This is a genomic window from Variovorax sp. dw_308 (assembly GCF_019207085.1).
Taxonomy (GTDB): domain Bacteria; phylum Pseudomonadota; class Gammaproteobacteria; order Burkholderiales; family Burkholderiaceae_C; genus Variovorax.
In genome coordinates, this window is record NZ_JAATOM010000021.1 from 23474 (window position 1) to 40311 (window position 16838).

The 16838-nt window shown below is 67.3% G+C and carries 15 protein-coding genes; 11 read left to right on the top strand and 4 right to left on the bottom strand.

Annotated elements, in window-relative coordinates; all coding sequences use genetic code 11:
- Window positions 1–9 precede the first annotated feature (9 nt).
- From HCU76_RS28380 to HCU76_RS28390, 3 genes are all read left to right on the top strand, one after another.
- Window positions 10–912, top strand: a complete 903-nt coding sequence (locus tag HCU76_RS28380; protein WP_213958277.1) for a copper chaperone PCu(A)C — start codon at window positions 10–12, stop codon at window positions 910–912.
- A 71-nt stretch (window positions 913–983) separates the two neighbouring features.
- A complete protein-coding gene (locus tag HCU76_RS28385; RefSeq protein ID WP_213958276.1) occupies window positions 984–1769 on the top strand; it encodes a PhaM family polyhydroxyalkanoate granule multifunctional regulatory protein in 786 nt (261 codons plus the stop codon).
- A 174-nt stretch (window positions 1770–1943) separates the two neighbouring features.
- The gene (locus HCU76_RS28390; protein WP_218511188.1) at window positions 1944–3224 is read left to right on the top strand and encodes an FIST C-terminal domain-containing protein; all 1281 of its coding nucleotides are present in this window, start codon (window positions 1944–1946) and stop codon (window positions 3222–3224) included.
- Window positions 3225–3261: 37 nt separating this feature from the next.
- On the opposite strand, the gene HCU76_RS28395 is transcribed toward HCU76_RS28390, so the two are convergent.
- A complete protein-coding gene (locus tag HCU76_RS28395) occupies window positions 3262–3993 on the bottom strand; it encodes a helix-turn-helix transcriptional regulator (RefSeq protein ID WP_213958274.1) in 732 nt (243 codons plus the stop codon).
- A gap of 132 nt (window positions 3994–4125) precedes the next feature.
- Between HCU76_RS28395 and HCU76_RS28400 the strand changes: the two genes are divergently transcribed.
- The 7 genes from HCU76_RS28400 (at window position 4126) to HCU76_RS28430 (ending at window position 10828) form a co-directional block, all read left to right on the top strand.
- Window positions 4126–4950 carry a hypothetical protein gene (locus HCU76_RS28400; RefSeq protein ID WP_213958273.1) on the top strand — a complete coding sequence of 275 codons (825 nt, stop codon included), beginning with the start codon at window positions 4126–4128 and terminating at the stop codon, window positions 4948–4950.
- 22 nt (window positions 4951–4972) lie between these two features.
- Window positions 4973–6928, top strand: a complete 1956-nt coding sequence (locus HCU76_RS28405; RefSeq protein ID WP_213958272.1) for an MFS transporter — start codon at window positions 4973–4975, stop codon at window positions 6926–6928.
- On the top strand, window positions 6928–7596 hold the full coding sequence (locus HCU76_RS28410; protein WP_213958271.1) for a phosphatase PAP2 family protein: 669 nt from the start codon (window positions 6928–6930) through the stop codon (window positions 7594–7596). The genes HCU76_RS28405 and HCU76_RS28410 overlap by 1 nt, the downstream gene beginning before the upstream one ends.
- A gap of 311 nt (window positions 7597–7907) precedes the next feature.
- On the top strand, window positions 7908–8390 hold the full coding sequence (locus HCU76_RS28415) for a hypothetical protein (protein ID WP_213958270.1): 483 nt from the start codon (window positions 7908–7910) through the stop codon (window positions 8388–8390).
- 64 nt (window positions 8391–8454) lie between these two features.
- The gene (locus HCU76_RS28420; protein WP_218628330.1) at window positions 8455–9237 is read left to right on the top strand and encodes a DUF2145 domain-containing protein; all 783 of its coding nucleotides are present in this window, start codon (window positions 8455–8457) and stop codon (window positions 9235–9237) included.
- A 7-nt stretch (window positions 9238–9244) separates the two neighbouring features.
- Entirely contained in the window at window positions 9245–10330 is a 1086-nt protein-coding gene (locus tag HCU76_RS28425) for a zinc ribbon domain-containing protein (protein ID WP_213958269.1), read from the top strand.
- A 99-nt stretch (window positions 10331–10429) separates the two neighbouring features.
- Complete coding sequence (locus HCU76_RS28430) at window positions 10430–10828, top strand: DUF3597 domain-containing protein (RefSeq protein WP_213958268.1); 399 nt, start codon at window positions 10430–10432, stop codon at window positions 10826–10828.
- 152 nt (window positions 10829–10980) lie between these two features.
- Here HCU76_RS28430 and tgt read toward each other — a convergent pair whose 3' ends face one another.
- The 3 genes from tgt to queA form a co-directional block, all read right to left on the bottom strand.
- Window positions 10981–12177, bottom strand: a complete 1197-nt coding sequence (tgt, locus tag HCU76_RS28435) for a tRNA guanosine(34) transglycosylase Tgt (protein ID WP_213958267.1) — start codon at window positions 12175–12177, stop codon at window positions 10981–10983.
- The gene (locus HCU76_RS28440; RefSeq protein WP_345944772.1) at window positions 12174–13484 is read right to left on the bottom strand and encodes a hypothetical protein; all 1311 of its coding nucleotides are present in this window, start codon (window positions 13482–13484) and stop codon (window positions 12174–12176) included. The genes tgt and HCU76_RS28440 overlap by 4 nt, the downstream gene beginning before the upstream one ends.
- Before the next feature lie 77 nt (window positions 13485–13561).
- Window positions 13562–14602 (bottom strand): tRNA preQ1(34) S-adenosylmethionine ribosyltransferase-isomerase QueA, encoded by a 1041-nt coding sequence (gene queA / locus HCU76_RS28445; protein WP_218511219.1) that lies wholly within the window; start codon window positions 14600–14602, stop codon window positions 13562–13564.
- Window positions 14603–14706: 104 nt separating this feature from the next.
- Between queA and recG the strand changes: the two genes are divergently transcribed.
- Window positions 14707–16812, top strand: a complete 2106-nt coding sequence (gene recG / locus HCU76_RS28450; protein WP_218511189.1) for an ATP-dependent DNA helicase RecG — start codon at window positions 14707–14709, stop codon at window positions 16810–16812.
- Window positions 16813–16838: the final 26 nt, after the last annotated feature.

Genomic DNA, 16838 nt, shown 5'->3' on the forward strand with positions numbered 1-16838 from the left:
AAGGCCATCATGAACACCGCTTTCACACTCAAGACATTCGCTGCCGTCGCCGTGCTCGCAGGCGCCTCGGCGTCCTTCGCGCACATCACCCTGCCGCCGGGGGGCGCCACGGCGGGCAGCGACTACGATGCCGCTTTCCGCGTCGGCCATGCCTGCGCCGGCGCCAAGGCCACGACCGGCGTGGCCGTGCGCCTGCCCAAGGGCTTCACGCTCTCCGACGCTCAGGCCCGCAAGGGCTGGAAGCTCGAGGTGCAGAAGTCGGGCGACGGCGAAGTGCGCTGGACGGCCGACAGCGCCGACACCGCGTTGCCGACCGCGGAGCGCGCCGAGTTCATCGTGCGCGGCAAGCTCGCTGCTGCGCCCGGGCCGTTGTACTTCAAGGTGCTGCAGAGCTGCGACAACGGCAGCGCCGACTGGGCCCAGTTGCCCACGGGCGCTGCTGGCGAGAAGCTCGAATACCCTGCAGCACGGCTCGACGTGCTCGCGCCCGGCGTGGCCGCCGTCGACGTCAAGGACGCGTGGGTGCGCCCGGCAGTACCCGGCCAGAGCGGCACCGGCGCCTTCATGAAGCTCAGCGCACCGTCCGGCGCGCGCCTGGTCGGCGCGCAGACACCCGTGGCCGGCGTCGCCGAAGTGCACGAGATGAAGATGGAAGGCGACACCATGAAGATGCGCGCCGTGCAGGGCGGGCTCGACCTGCCCGCACGCCAGACCGTCGAACTCAAGCCCGGCGGCTACCACCTCATGATGATGGACCTGAAGCAACCGGTGACCGCTGGCGGCGTCGTGCCGATCACGCTGCAGTTCGAGGATGCCAAGGGCGCGAAGAGCAGTCTCACGCTGCAGGTCCCGGTTGGCATGCCGCCCGGAGGCGCCGACGCGGAGTCGGGAGCGCACAACCATATGCGTTGACCCGAAGTCAATTCGTGCTTTGCTTGGAGTAAGCTGCCAGCACACAAAAACCACCCTCAGGAGACCGTCCCATGAGCGACGCAGGCAAGCCCTTCAACTTCGGCAGCTTTGTTCCCGGCTTCGACTTCCTCAAGAACCTCGCGGCCGGCAGCGCAAGCAGCGCATCCAGCGCCGTGCCGGGATTGCAGGGCCTTGCCAGTTGGGTCGCGCCCACGCTGAGCGTCGAGGAAGTCGACAAGCGCATCCGGGAACTGAAGACGGTGCAGTTCTGGCTCGAGCAGAACCTCACGGCGCTCAAGGCCACGATCCAGGCGCTGGAAGTCCAGAAGATGACGCTGTCGACTTTGCGCGGGATGAATGTGCGCATGGAGGACCTGGCCAGTTCCTTCACGCGCGCCGCGACCATGACCCCCTCGATGACGCCGGTCCCCGCGCCGCCGCCACCCGCGGCCCCCAAGGCGGCGCCGGAACCTGAACCCGAAGAGGAAGAAGAGGAAGAGGTCGAGGAGGATGTGGAGGAAGAGGCGGCAGACGCGGTGCCCGCCAAGAAGGCAAAGGCCAAGCCATCGCCTGCCGGCGTCGTCGATCCGCTGCAGTGGTGGGGCGCGCTCACGCAGCAGTTCGAGCAGATCGCCAGCAGCGCGTTGCGCGAGGCTTCCAGCATGAAGATGCCCGGCTCGCTTCAGTCGACCGTCGACCTGGCCACTGGCGCGGCGAAGAAGGCGGCCTCGGGTGTCGGCAAGACCGTCGCATCGAAGAAGGCTGCCACCAGGACGAAGGCTGCGGGCGCCAAGGCCCCGGCCTCCACCAAGCGCGCTTCGGCAAGTGCCAAGCGCGCCGCACCCAAGAGACGCTGAGGCCGCGCGCGTCGAGGATGACCCACCCCCGAATGCGCCTGCGGCGCTCCCCCTCAAGGGGGCGCACCCGGCGGCCCGGCAAAGCCGGTTCCGCGGGTGCCTGCGAATGGGGTTCATCTCACCCGCACGGGTTTCATGCGTTGCAGAAGACGCTCTGCGTCATGGAGCACTGACATGAAACTCTTTCCATCCGGTCACGCGACCCATCCCCAATGGCGCATGGCGGCCGGCCTCGTGCTGGCCCAGTTGCGCGCACAGATGGCCCTTGGCGACTATGCGCAGTCGCCCACGCTGGGCCTGCTCTACATCACCGACCACTACAGCGGCGAGGCGCAGGACATCCTCGACCACCTCGGCGCCGAACTGCCCGAGGTCACCGACTGGGCCGGCACCGTCGGGGTCGGCATCTCGGCCAACAACGCCGAATACTTCGACGAGCCCGCCCTGAGCGTCATGCTGTGCGAGTTGCCCAGCGACCAGTACCGAGTGTTCTCCGGCGTCGCGCCGCTGGCCGGCTCCGAGATGGCCGGCTTCGAGGCGCATACCGCGCTGGTGCACGCGGACCCCGAGACACCCGACCTGCCCGACCTTATCGGCGACCTTGCCGTTCGCACCGACACGGGCTACCTGTTCGGCGGCCTGTCCTCCGGGCGCGCCGGCTCGCTCCAGTTCGCCATCAGCGGCAACGGCAACATCAAGGGCCATGGCGCGGCCGGCGGCGTGTTCAGCGGCGGACTGTCCGGCGTGGTGTTCGGCGAGCGCGTGCGCGTGGTGTCGCGCGTGACCCAGGGTTGCCAGCCGCTGGGAGGCGGGGCAGGGCGCGAGCGCGAGATCACCAAGGCCGACGGCAACGTGATCTTCATGCTCGACGGCGAACCGGCGCTCGACGTGCTCCTGGCGGAACTCGCCGTCTCGCTGGACCAGCCGCAGGAGGCCATCGACGCGGTGCGCCAGACGCTGGTCGGCCTGGTGGACGCGGGCAGCGATGGCGTGCGCCGCACCGGCGACCTCGGCGCCGACGTGGTGGTGCGCCACATCATCGGCCTCGACCCGACGCGCCGCGGCATCGCCGTGGCCGACCAGGTCGAGGCAGGCATGCGCATGAGCTTCTGCCGCCGCAGCGCCCAGGCGGCCCGGGCCGACCTGATGCGCATCTGCGCGGAAATCCGCGAGGAACTCGAGCCGGAGGAACGAACGCTCGAGACCGCCACCGCCATCGCCGCCGGCGAGGCGGATGCCGCACCGCATCCGGCGCGCGGCATCGCGGGCGCGATCTACGTCAGTTGCTCAGGCCGCGGCGGCCCTCACTTCGGCGCGCCCGGGGCGGAATTGCAGATCGTGCGGCATGCCCTCGGCGACGTGCCGCTGGTCGGATTCTTCGCCGCCGGTGAAATCGCGCGGCATCACCTGTATGGCTACACCGGCGTGCTGACCGTGTTCACCACGGAGTCATAGACCCACCCCCGAATGCGGCTGCGGTGGTTGCCCGGGTTCAGCGGCGTAGCCGCGTGAACCCCTCGAACTCCCAGTTGCGCATGCCCAGCACCAGGGTATAGCCCTCGAGGTCCTTTGCGGCCAGCTTCTGGTCCGTCTGGTGCTGTTGGGCAAAATCCTGCGCCACGCGCTGCAAGCGCTCGCGGAACGAGGGCGCCAGCGCACGGCTCACGGTGCCGTGCACCAGCATCAAGCCCTCGGCCGGGCCGTTGAAGCCGCCACGGAAGTAGTCGAGCACCACATGGTCGCGGAAGAACTCCATGAACGGCCCGTTCGGCCGCCAGCGGAAGGTCTTCGCGAGCTTGAGACGGTAGCGGTTCATCGACTTCAACTCGATGATGCCGATGCGGTCCAGTTGCGCAAAGCAACTGATGCATTCGGCCTCCGAGATGCGGTAGGCGGCGGTGATCTGCTCCAGCGTCCACTGGCTCAGGACGTTGATGGCCACCAGCAGCAACTTCTTGTCCCTGACCACGGCCTTTTCCTGCTCGTGCGTCAGCTCCTTGATGAGCGGCTGTGCATCGGCCACGGTGCGGGCCAGTTCGGCGAAGTCGAGTTTCAATGCGCGGCAGATCGCGTCGACCCGCGAGAGCGGCATGTCGCCCTTGGCCAGCATGCGCTTGACGCTGGATTCCGCCATGTCCAGTGACCGCGCGAGGTCGGCGTAGGTCATCTTGGCGTTCTTGAGTTCGGCCTTCAGGGCGAGGACCAGGTCGACTGTCGTGCTCATGCTGGGTTGAATGTTGGTATAGGAATCAGGTACCGAAGGGCGTGCGAAAATGCTCCGTATCAATTTTCGATGCCCCGGGGGCGGTTGCCAACCTAAATTGCGCGCCTCAGCCCACCAGCCCCGGAGCTTGCCATGCACCTGCCTACCCTCAACCGACGCGAACGCGGACTTTTTTCGGTTTTCCTGTTGCTCCTGCTGGTGGCGCTTGTCGCGCCCGCATTGACGGGCGCCGAAGCAGGCGCATCGGTGTTCGCCGACGACCGCGTCTGGCACCAGTTGCCCAATGCCATGGACGTGCTGAGCAACCTGCCCTTCCTGGCCATCGGCCTGTGGGGCCTGCGCCGCCTGCACTGGCTCGATCGCTCGCATGATCCTGCTGCTTCCGTCGCACAGGAGCCGCATGCCAACGCGCTGGATTGCGCCTGGATCTTCTTTGCCGGCCTGGTCGCCTGTGCCGCGGGCTCGACCTTCTATCACCTGCAACCCGATGTGCTTCGCCTGGCCGCCGACCGGGCTGGCATGGCGATCGCGTTCGCCGGCCTGATCGGCCTGGCCGCCTGCGAAAAGGTGAGCCCGCGCGCCGGCTGGGTGGCTGCGTGGGCGACGCTGGCATCAGGCTTGCTGGCGGTGGCGACATGGCACGAAACCGGCAACGTCACACCCTGGGCAGTGGTCCAGTTCGGCGGCATGGGCCTGGTGCTCACACTGGCGCTGGCCAAGCCGATGCCCCATGCCGTTGGCCTCAAGCTCGGCTGGGTCATCTTCTTCTATGCGCTGGCCAAGCTGTTCGAACTCGGCGACCACGTGGTCTACGAGGCCACGCACCACCTGATTTCCGGGCACACGCTGAAACATTTCACGGCGGCGCTGGCCGGCGTGCCGGTCCTGATCGCGTTGCAAACGGTGGGAATGCAAACCGTGCGGCACAATCCGGGCGCCGCCGTGTCGACGGCCTGAAGAGCCCGCAAGGGACATTCGCATGACCACATCCGTCGCCACCCCCGCCTCCCCCGGGCCTGCCGAGGCAGAACCTCACGCCAACCAGTTCGCGCTGCTGGGCCAGCGCCGCTTTGCCCCGTTCTTCTGGACGCAGTTCTCGGGCGCCGCGAACGACAACCTGTTCAAGTTCGCCTTCACGGTGATGGTGACCTACCAACTGCAACTGAGCTGGATGCCACCCGCGATGGCCGGCCTCGTCATCGGTGCGCTCTTCATCCTGCCCTTCCTGCTGTTCTCGGCCACGGCCGGGCAACTCACCGACAAGTTCGACAAGACCAGGATCATCCGCTTCGTCAAGAACCTGGAGATCGTGATCATGCTGATCGCGGCCTGGGGCTTCGTGCAGGCCGATGCGATCGTGCTGCTGGGATGCGTGTTCCTCATGGGCCTCCATTCCACGCTGTTCGGCCCGGTCAAGTTCGCCTTGCTGCCGCAGGTGCTCGATGCGCGCGAATTGACCGGCGGCAACGGCATGGTGGAGATGGGGACCTTCGTGGCCATCCTGCTCGGCCAAGTCGCGGGCGGCCTGCTGGTCGCGATACCGGGCATCGGCCACACGACGGTGGCGGTGGGTTGCGTACTGCTGGCGCTGGTCGGCCGGGGCGTCGCGCAGGCCATTCCGAGGGCGCCGGCCACCGACCCCAAACTGGTCATCAACTGGAATCCGGTCAGCGAAACCTTGCGCAACCTGAAGCTGGCCCACGGCAACGTGGTGGTGTTCCGCTCGCTGCTCGGCATTAGCTGGATGTGGTTCTTCGGAGCGGTGTTCCTGAGCCAGTTCCCGAGCTTCGCCAAGGAAGTGCTGCATGGCGACGAGCAGGTGGCGTCGCTCCTGCTGGTGGTGTTCTCGGTGGGCATCGGTGCGGGTTCGCTGTTGTGCGAGACGCTGTCGCGCCGGCAGGTGGAGATCGGCTTGGTGCCGCTGGGCGCGATCGGCATGAGCGTCTTCGCGATCGACCTGTACTTCGCCTCGCGCGCGCTGCCTCTGGTCGCCGAGATGGGGCTCGGCGCTTTCGTGCACACGCATGCGCACTGGCGCGTGATGGCCGACCTGGGGCTGCTGTCCTTGTTCGCGGGCCTGTACAGCGTGCCGATGTATGCGCTGATCCAGTTGCGCAGCCAGCCGACGCACCGGGCCCGCATCATTGCGGCCAACAACATCCTGAACGCGCTGTTCATGATCGGCAGTTCGGTCATCGCCGGTGCGCTGCTGAAGGCCGGCTTCACCATTCCGCAGATCTTCCTGTTCACGGGCATTGCCAATGCGCTGGTGGCCGGCTACATCTTCCTGCTGGTGCCGGAGTACCTGCTGCGCTTCGTGTCGTGGGTGCTGTCGCACTTCATCTACCGCTTCAAGGTGCGCGGCGATCAACACATTCCCGGCGAAGGCGCCGCGGTGCTGGTCTGCAATCACGTCAGCATGGTCGATGCGGTGCTGCTGATGGCCGCCAGCCCGCGACCCATCCGTTTCATCATGGACCACCAGATCTTCAAGGTGCCGGTGCTCGGCTGGCTGTTCAAGCTGGCCAAGGCGATTCCGATCGCGTCGCAAAAGGAGGATCCGGCCGCCTACGACAGAGCCTTCGAGCAGGCTGCGCAGGTGCTGCGCGAGGGCGACCTGCTGGCCATCTTCCCCGAGGGTGCGCTCACGCGCGACGGTGAGATGGCACCCTTCAAGGGTGGCGTCGTGAAGATCGTCGAGCGCGCGCGCTCGGAGGGCATCGAGGCGCCGGTGATCCCGATGGCGCTCAGCAATCTCTGGGGTTCCTACTTCAGCCGCGTCGAGCAGCGCGGCGGCAAGCCCATCGTGATGGCCAAGCCGTTTCGGCGTGGATTCTTCAGCAGCGTGGGCCTGCATGTTGGCCCCGCGGTGGCGGCGGCGGACGTGCAGCCCGACGTACTTCAGCAACGCGTTCGCGCGCTGCTCGCCAGCTGATGGGTTTCCTGCGCGACCTGCTCTGGGCCTTCATCGAGCGGATTCCGCAAACATACTGGCTCGCGCTGACCTGGCTGGGTGACAGCGGCTTGCTGCTGCCTGCGGCCGCTTCGATCACCCTCTGGCTGTCGCTGTCGCGCCGCACCTGGCCCACGGCACGCCTGTGGGTGCTGCTGTTCGGCACGACGGGCTTCATCGTGATGTGTACCAAGCTCGCCTTCCTGGGGTGGGGCATCGGCAGCGCGCGTTTCAACTTCACCGGCTTCAGCGGCCACACGGCGCTGTCGGGCAGCGTCTGGCCGGTGGTGTTCTGGTTGATGGCGGCGCGACGCAGCCACCGGGTGCGGGTCGCGGCGGCGTTTGCGGGCTGGGCCCTGGCGTTGGCCATCGGCGTGTCGCGCCTCGCGCTGTTCGCGCACTCGACCTCCGAGGTGGTGACAGGGTTGGTGCTGGGCATCGCGACCAGCGCGGCCTTCCTGCTGCTGCAGGAAGGCCGGCCGCACTCGCGCATACCGGCGGCCTTGGTCGCGCTGGGCTTGCTCCTGCCGCTGACGATGCTGTCGCCTGGCACGCCGGCCCCCACGCAAGACCTTCTGGAAGTCGTTGCCATGTGGATGGCCAACACCGACCAGGTGTATACGCGGGAGCATCTGCTGCAGGGACGTTGAGCCGCGTGATATGCCTGGTGCTGCCGCCCCTGTGGGCAGTCACTGCCTCACCGATCTTGCTGCTGTTCATCTTGATCGCCCGCATCATGCGCCGCCGGGCGGTATTGTTCCGCCTGGGCGGGTTCAGCGTTTGCATTGGCTTATTCGCTTCTCGTTGCGCCGGTTCCGACAGACAGGTAGACGGTCCTGGCAAATAGGTATCGAAGCGCGATACCGGCAGCGCACCGCATCGCCACCGGTGCAGTAATTCGCGGCTTCTGAAGACCATGCGGAACACCATCCGCGCACCTTCACTACGCCGCGAGGCTCTCATGACCTTTCTCCCATTCCACCGGCTCCACAGGTCCGTCGCGACCCTCGCCGCTGCTGCTTGCGTCTCCTTCGCGGCCTTGGCCGCACCGCTGCAGGCCCAGGCCCAGAGCGAGGCCTCCCTGGCGCTGTCGATGCTGCCGATTGCCTCGGTGGTCGGCACTGCTTCCGTGGCCAGCACGGCCGCCGCGGCAGTGGTCGCAGTGCCGGCAGCGCTGTCGGTCGGCGGGGCCGTGCTCACGGTCGTGGCCATGGAGGCCTCGGTGGACGGGACCGTCTACCTGCTCGAGCGCGCCGCCGATGGTGCGCGGGCCAGCGTCAAGGTGGCCAGCCGGGTGGCGGGCGGCGCGTCGCTGGTGGTGGGCAGCACGGTCGTCGTCAGCGTCATTGCCAGTGGCGTGGTGCTGTCGGCCGCGGGCGAAGTGCTTTGCTTCGTGCCCAATGCAGTCGGGCGGGCCCTGCTCTACAACGAGAGGATGAGCTGAAGTGAAGGCCATTGCCGACTTGCCCGTGCGTTCCTTTTTTGCGCGCCTCGTTCACGCGGTCGCCCTGGTGGCGATCACTATCGTCGTTGCGTTGCTGTTGTTTCCGCTGCATGCCCATGCCGGCCGCTCGTGCGAAACACGCAAGCCGACCCCGGACGTGATCACGAAGGGCATGCAACTGGCCGAGCGGACGTCCGCCGCGTTGGACGCAAGCGGCGCACGCGTGGTTTTTCTGGCCCGGGCGGGGCAGGACCTGCAAAGGTATGGCTTGCAGTATTCGCACCTCGGCCTGGCCTACAAGACGAACGACGGCGCGTGGCGCGTGGTGCACAAGCTCAACCACTGCGGCACCGCTGTCGCGGCGCTCTATCGCCAGGGCCTCGGCGAGTTCTTCCTGGACGACCTCTGGCACTACGAAGCCGCCTGGGAAATCCCGACGCCCGCGGTGCAGGCGCAACTGTTGGCGCTGCTGCAAGGGCCCACGGCCGGAATCGTGCGACTGAACACGCCGGCCTACAGCATCGTGAGCTATGCATGGGGACAGAAGTACCAGCAGTCCAACCAGTGGGCGATCGAGATGCTTGCCGCCGCGATGGAGCCGGCCACCATCCGCAACCGCTCGCAGGCGCAGGCCTGGCTGCAGTTCAAGGGCTATGAACCCACGACCTTGCGGCTTGGCGCGCTGACGCGCTTGGGCGGGCGACTCAGTTCGGCCAATGTGGCCTTCGACGACCACCCGAATGAAAAGCGATTCAGCGACCGGATCGAGACGGTCACGGTGGATTCGGTGTTCGCCTGGCTGCCACGTGCCGGGCTCGGCTCGCAGCCAGTGCGATCGAAGCTTTGAGGTGCACATGAACAAGTCATTGCGTTTGTCGGAGAAATGGTTTCACCGGGGACTATGGCTGGTGGCGCTGGTGTTCGCCGGCTTCCTGATCGGGCTCGGTGGAACGCTCGTGGGCGACCTGCCGAAGGTCGAGCGGCAACAGACGGTCGAGGACTTCGTCGACAAGGCCGCGGCCGAACCCTTGCGTACCGCGATCACGGAAGCGCAGCGTGCCGGTCGCCAGGCGCGTGGCGACCTGGACCAGGCCGAACTCAAGCTGCAAGCCGCGTCGCAAGCCAGCCAGAACGCCCGCGAGACCTTCTCCAACTGGCTCGCCACACGCCGCGCAACACAGCAGCCGGACCAGGACGCCGAGCTCATCGCGCGCACCAGGGCGCTCGATGCGCTCAAGGCGACGGTGGATGCGGAGCAACGCAGCGTGGACGCGCAGCGGCAGATCGCGCTGAATGCGCGACAGGCCCAGGAGCGCGCGCAACAAAAGCTGGTCGTGCTCGAGGACGAAGCGCGGGAGAAGCTGCGCGCCGAATACCGCCGTGTGGAGCTGCGCGTGTTCGGCTATCGACTGGCGCTCACACTGCCGCTGCTGGTGGCGGCCGGCTGGCTGTTCGCGAAGAAGCGCAAGGGCACGTACTGGCCCTTCGTGTGGGGATTCATCTTCTTTGCGCTGTTCGCGTTTTTCGTCGAGTTGGTGCCGTACCTGCCGAGCTATGGCGGCTATGTGCGCTACATCGTCGGCATTGTCATCACCGTGCTGGTGGGGCGCTATGCGATCCTGGCGCTCAACCGCTATCTCGCGCGCCAGAAGCTGGCCGAGGCGCAGCCCGACCAGGTGCGTCGCGAGGAGTTGAGCTACGACACGGCGCTGGCCCGGCTTGCCAAGAGCGTGTGCCCCGGTTGCGAGCGGCCGGTCGACCTGAAGAGCACGACGATCGACTTCTGCCCGCATTGCGGCATCGGGCTGATCGACAGTTGCCATGCCTGCGACACGCGCAAGAGTGCGTTCTCGCGCTTCTGCCATGGGTGCGGCACCGCGGCGACGCATGACCGCAAGCCGCCATCACATCCCGTCACATCCGTGCCTGCCATCGCGTGATAGAACGTTGGTCTGCTCGCAAGACGCGCGCATTCGACCCGGGGGCGTTCGACCCGCGGCGCCTCAACTGCTTGATCAACCATTTCGGGAAACCCTTCCATGAGCATTTTCGGCAGTATCTTTTCCAAGATCTTTCCCTCCGCCAAGGCCGCCGAAGCGCCGCCGCCCCCGCCTGTCGAGGCAGCGCCCACGCCGGGCGCACCACCGCCACCGGCAGTGCCTGCGCCGCCGCCCGCGATCCCGCTGGGCGACGTGGCGCCCATCCTCGATGCCATGCCGGGCGCGAGCGGGCTGAACTGGCGCACCTCCATCGTGGACCTGCTGAAGTTGCTGGGGCTGGACAGCAGCCTGGCGGCCCGCAAGCAGTTGGCCAGCGAGATCCTGTTTTCCGGCAATGACGAACCTGGATCGGCCGCCTGGAACATCGCACTGCACAAGGCGGTGATGGCCAGCATCGCGGCCAATGGCGGCACGGTGCCGGCCGATCTGAAGGATTGAGCGCGCGCCCCAGGCGGCAGGACTCTGCGGGTCGCTCTGCCCAGCCCTGACCGGGGCAACACCAGCGGCCGGGCGGAGCCGGTTCCGCGGTGTTTCACGAATGAGAAGGCCCGTCCTTGACGGGCCTTCTCATTGCTGGGATTGCGCTTTTCTCAAACGCCTCTTGCGCGATCGGACTTGAATTGGGCGCGGAAGGCGGTGTACTCGCCTGCTTCCAGCGCATCGCGAATTTCCTGCATCAGGTTCAGGTAGTAGTGGAGGTTGTGGATGGTCGTGAGCATCGGGCCGAGCATCTCGCCGCAGCGGTCGAGGTGATGCAGGTAGGCGCGGCTGAAGCCCTCGCGGCCGCCATCGTTCCACGACACGCCCGGTGCGCCGGCGCAGGCATGGCAGGTACAGCTCGGGTCGATGGGTTGCGGATCGCTCTTGTGGCGGGCGTTGCGCATCTTCAGGTCGCCAAAGCGCGTGAACAGCGTGCCGTTGCGCGCGTTGCGCGTGGGCATGACGCAGTCGAACATGTCGACGCCGTCGGTCACGCCCTGCACCAGGTCTTCCGGCGTGCCGACGCCCATCAGGTAGCGCGGCTTGTGCGCCGGCAGCTTGTGCGGCGTGTGGGCCATGATGCGCAGCATCTCGTCCTTGGGCTCGCCCACGCTTACGCCGCCGATCGCGTAACCCGGAAAGTCCATGTCGACCAACTGTGCGAGCGATTCCTCTCGCAGGTTCTCGAACATGCCGCCCTGCACGATGCCGAACAGCGCATTCGGGTTTTCAAGCCGCGCAAACTCGTGCTGGCAGCGCTTGGCCCAGCGCAGGCTGAGTTCCATCGAGGTGCGCGCTTCGCGCTCGGTAGTGACGTGGCCCTTGGTGTCGTACGGCGTGCACTCGTCGAACTGCATGACGATGTCGCTGTTCAGGATGGTCTGGATCTGCATCGAGACCTCGGGCGTGAGGAAGAGCTTGTCGCCGTTGACCGGCGACGCGAACTTCACGCCTTCCTCGCTGATCTTGCGCATCGCGCCGAGCGACCACACCTGGAATCCGCCCGAGTCGGTGAGGATGGGCTTGTTCCATTTCTCGAAACCATGCAGGCCGCCGAAGCTGGCCATCACGTCGAGGCCGGGGCGCATCCACAAGTGGAACGTGTTGCCCAGGATGATCTGCGCGCCCATCTCCTCGAGGCTGCGCGGCATCACGCCCTTGACGGTGCCGTAGGTGCCCACGGGCATGAAGATCGGCGTCTGCACCGGGCCATGGTTGAGCGTGAGCGTGCCGCGGCGCGCGTGGCTTTCGGGGTCGGTCTTGAGCAGTTCGAATTGCAGTCGCGGCAATGCGGTGTTGGCAGTCATGGTTTGGTTCCAGGCGTACGCGCCGGCGCGGCGGCGGGCGTCGAGGGTGATTGCGGCAGCAGCATGAGGATGCTGCGATTGAAGTCTTCCACCACCAGCAGCCTGCCCTGGCGGTCGACGGTGATGCCGGTGGGCTTGCCCATCGGGCGCACGCCGTCCTTGGGCGTCCAGCCGGCGAGCCAGTCGATTGGCTTGCCGGCTGGGAGGCCGCGTGCGTCGAGTCGGAACCCGACCACGCGGTGTCCAGGCGGCTGGTGGCCGCGCCATGCGACAAGCAACTGGCCGGCGAAGCGCGTGCCAGGCGGACCGACCATCATCTGCAGCGGCGCGACGTGGGCCGGCCACGTCATGAGGGGTGCGTCGGTGCTGCGGCAGTCGAAGCGCTTGGCGTCGTAGCCCAGCGCGGATTGCTGCTTGCCGACGCAATAAGGCCAGCCGTAGTCGTGGCCGGTGCGCAGCAGGTTGAGTTCCTCGGGCGGCTGGGTGGGCGATTCGTAGTCGATCGAGTTCTCGCCTTGCAGCACGGTGCCCTTGGACGGGCCATCGGGCAACACGGTCAGGGCCACCGAGTTGCGCAGCCCGACGGCAAACGGCCTGAAACCTTGCAAGCGATAGCTCGGGCCGCCCAATGTGGCCTCATAGACCGCGGCACGTGGCTGTGCGCCGCCACGCTCCGCGCAAGGCATCGGGTATTGCTTCGTACTGTCCTTGCAGGCGTCGGTTTCGGAGCCGATGTTCACATAGAGGCTGACCTGCGGCTTGCCCGGCACGACCGGACCGAAGGCCATCTCCTTGAGCGGGTGCGTGCCTTCCCTGGGCAGGCCGTCGATCACGGTTTCTGCCTGCAACGCAGCGCCCGGCGAAGGAATCGTCGTGCGCCAGATGCGGCCCGCCTCCCCGACATACACCTTGCCGTCCGGTCCCAGCGCCAGGCCCAGCGGGCGGTCGAGCTTTTCGGCCAGCACGGCCAGGCGGGCCCGCCGCGGCGCGCTGCCTTCGGCGGGCAGCGTCATCTCCAGCAAGCGACCCCGATCAGGCTCCCACGAGCCCATATCGACGACCCAATAGCGGTTCGGCGCGACCTCCAGGATGCGGCGCGGTGCGCGCAGGCCTTGCGCCTCGTCGGCGAGCAAGGCCACGCACATGCCGGACGGCGTCGCGATGTCGAGGCGGGCGTAGTCACCGCACAGCGACTGGCTGGTGTAGCCGCGGGCACACGCGGCCAGGGGTAGCAGCGCGCCGACCAGGCTCGCGGTGACTGCGCTCGCGAATTCAAGGCGAGCGCGACGAGGCCTGCTGGTGGGCACTCGCGCAGCCGTCTTTGCCCGGCCACCGCGTGCGAGCGCTTGAGGCGGAGGCGCCGCGGGCGCTTCGGGGGTGGGTCTCATTTTTCTCGTGCCAACAGCATCGCGTCGCCGTAGCTGAAGAAGCGGTATTGCTCGCGGATCGCATGCGCATACAGCGCCATCACACGCTCGTAGCCCGCGAAGGCGCTGACCAGCATCATCAGCGTGCTCTTGGGCAAGTGGAAGTTGGTGATGAGCAGGTCGACGTGCGCGAAGGCGAAACCCGGCGTGATGAAGATGCGCGTGTCGCCGGTGGCCTCGCCGCTCTTTGCCCACGATTCGAGCGTCCGAACCGTCGTGGTGCCGACGGCCACCACGCGCCCGCCGCGGGCCTTGCAATCGTCGATGGCCTGTTGCGTGGCAGCGGGAACTTCATAGCGCTCGGCGTGCATCTGGTGCTCGGCGATGTTCTCGACCTTCACCGGCTGGAACGTACCGGCGCCTACATGCAGCGTGACGTTGGCACGCTGCACGCCGCGTGAATCGAGTTCGCCGAGCAGGGCTTCGTCGAAGTGCAGGGCGGCCGTGGGTGCGGCGACCGCGCCGGGCACGCGTGCGAACACGGTCTGGTAGCGGCTTTCGTCGTCTGCCGAGTCCGAGTGCTCGATGTAGGGCGGCAAGGGCACATGGCCGCAACGGGCCATCAATGCATACGGGTCTTCGCCGGCATCGCTTTCGAAGACGAAGTGGAACAGCGCGCCATCGGCATCGGGCCAGCGCCCGATCAGCGTCGCACGGAAGCCACCGGTCATCTGCAGCACGGTGCCGATCGGCGGCTTCTTGCTGACCTTCATGTGGGCGACGACCTCATGCCCCGTCAGCACCCGCTCGACCAGCAGTTCGAGCTTGCCGCCGGTCGGCTTCTCGCCAAACAAGCGCGCCTTGACCACGCGCGTGTCGTTGAACACCAGCAGGTCGCCCGCGCGCAGCAGCGAGGGCAGGGTCTTGAAGATGCGGTCGACGGACTCGGCCCCGGTGCCATCGAGCAGCCTGGAAGACGTGCGTTCGCCGGCGGGATGCTGTGCCACCAGCTCGGGCGGCAGGTGGAAATCGAAATCGGAGAGGGTGAAGTGGCGCATGCGCTGGAGGGCTGCATGCATCGCGGTCGCGATGCATTCATGTCGATGCCGGGTGGCTGCGCGCAGCGCGGACGCCCGTTCCAAGTGAAGGGCAGAATTGTCCCATGCCTGCCGCCGCCAAGTCCGCACCCCCGCCAAAGCCCGCCACCGCGCCGCCGGGTTCCGGTCTGAGCCAGGTGCAACGTGCATTGCGCAAGCTCGGCCTCCTGCGCGACATCGACTTCGCGCTCTACCTGCCGATGCGCTACGAGGACGAGACGCGCATCGTGCGCCTCATCGACACCCGTGAAGGCGACCTGGCCCAGGTCGAGGGCGTGGTGGTCGCGAGCGAAGTGACCTACCGGCCACGCCGCCAGTTGCTGGTCACGCTCGACGATGGCAGCGACAGCTGCATCCTGCGCTTCTTCAATTTCTATCCGTCGCAGCAGAAGCAGCTCGAAGTCGGCGTGCGCGTCCGCGTGCGCGGCGAGATGAAGGGCGGCTTCCTCGGCCGGCAGATGATGCAGCCCAACGTCAAGAGCGCGGGCACCGAGTTGCCGCAGGCGCTGACGCCGGTCTACTCCACCATCGCCGGGCTGGCCCAGCCGGTGCTGCGGCGCGAGGTGCGCTCCGGGCTCGCGCGTGCCGTGCTGGACGAAACCATCCCGCAGCAGCATCTGCCGCATCGCGCCTGGGGCCTGCGTGACGCCCTGACCTTCCTGCACTACCCGACGCCCGACGTGGCGATGGCCACGCTGGAAGACCACAGCCATCCGGCCTGGCAACGGCTCAAGGCCGAGGAGTTGCTGGCGCAGCAACTCTCGCAGTTGCAGGCCCGGCGCGAGCGCGCATCGCAGCGCGCGCCGATGCTCGACGCCGTTCAGTCACCCACGTCGCTGCATGCCCAGTTGATGGGCGTGCTGCCCTTCGCCCTGACCGGCGCACAGACCCGCGTCGGCGAGGAGATCGCCCGGGACCTGACGCGCTCCGTGCCGATGCACCGGCTGCTGCAGGGCGACGTCGGCTCCGGCAAGACCGTGGTGGCCGCGCTCGCCGCCGCGCTGTGCATCGACGCCGGCCATCAATGCGCTTTGATGGCCCCCACAGAAATCCTCGCGTCGCAACACTTCGGCAAGCTGGTCGGCTGGCTCGATCCGCTGCTGCTCGAACGCGGCCTGCGCGTGGCCTGGCTCACCGGCAGCCAGAAGAAGAAGGAGCGCGACACCATGGCCGCGGCCGTCGAGAGCGGCGAGGCCGCGCTGGTCATCGGCACGCACGCGGTCATCTCGGAGAAGGTCCGCTTCCGCAATCTCGCGCTGGCGATCATCGACGAGCAGCATCGCTTCGGCGTTGCACAGCGGCTGGCGCTGCGCGGCAAGGCGGTCGAGGGGCAGGAGCCGCACCTGCTGATGATGAGCGCGACGCCGATCCCGCGCACCCTGGCGATGAGCTATTACGCCGACCTCGACGTGTCGACGCTCGACGAACTGCCGCCCGGCCGCACGCCCATCGTCACCAGGCTCGTCGCCGATCACCGGCGCGACGAAGTCATCGCACGCATCCAGGCCCAGCTCGAGCAAGGCCGGCAGGTCTACTGGGTCTGCCCCTTGATCGAGGAGAGCGAGGCCATCGACCTGCGCAATGCCACCGAGACGCGCGACGAACTCGCCGGCACGCTGGGCGACGACGTAAGCGTCGGGCTGCTGCATTCGCGCATGCCGACTGCCGACAAGCAGGCCGTGATGGAGAGCTTCACGAAGGGCGAGATGCAAGTGCTGGTCAGCACCACGGTGATCGAGGTGGGCGTCGATGTGCCCAATGCGTCGCTGATGGTGATCGAGCACGCGGAGCGCTTCGGCTTGTCGCAACTGCACCAGTTGCGTGGCCGTGTCGGCCGTGGCGCCGCGGCGTCTGCGTGCGTGCTGCTCTATGCGCCGAACGAAGGCGGCCGCGTCGGCGAGGCGGCCCGCGCGCGGCTCAAGGCCATGGCCGAGACCGGCGACGGCTTCGAGATCGCCCGCCGCGACCTGGAGATCCGCGGCCCCGGCGAATTCCTCGGCGCCCGCCAGTCGGGCGCGCCGCTGCTGCGCTTCGCCGACCTCACGCAGGACGCGCTGCTCCTCGACTGGGCACGCGAACTGGCGCCCCGCATGCTCGACCAGCACCCCGAGTTGGCACAGCGGCACGTCGATCGCTGGCTGGGCAGCAAGTCGGAATACCTCAAGGCCTGAATTCGGGCGCCGAACGCAGAAGTCGC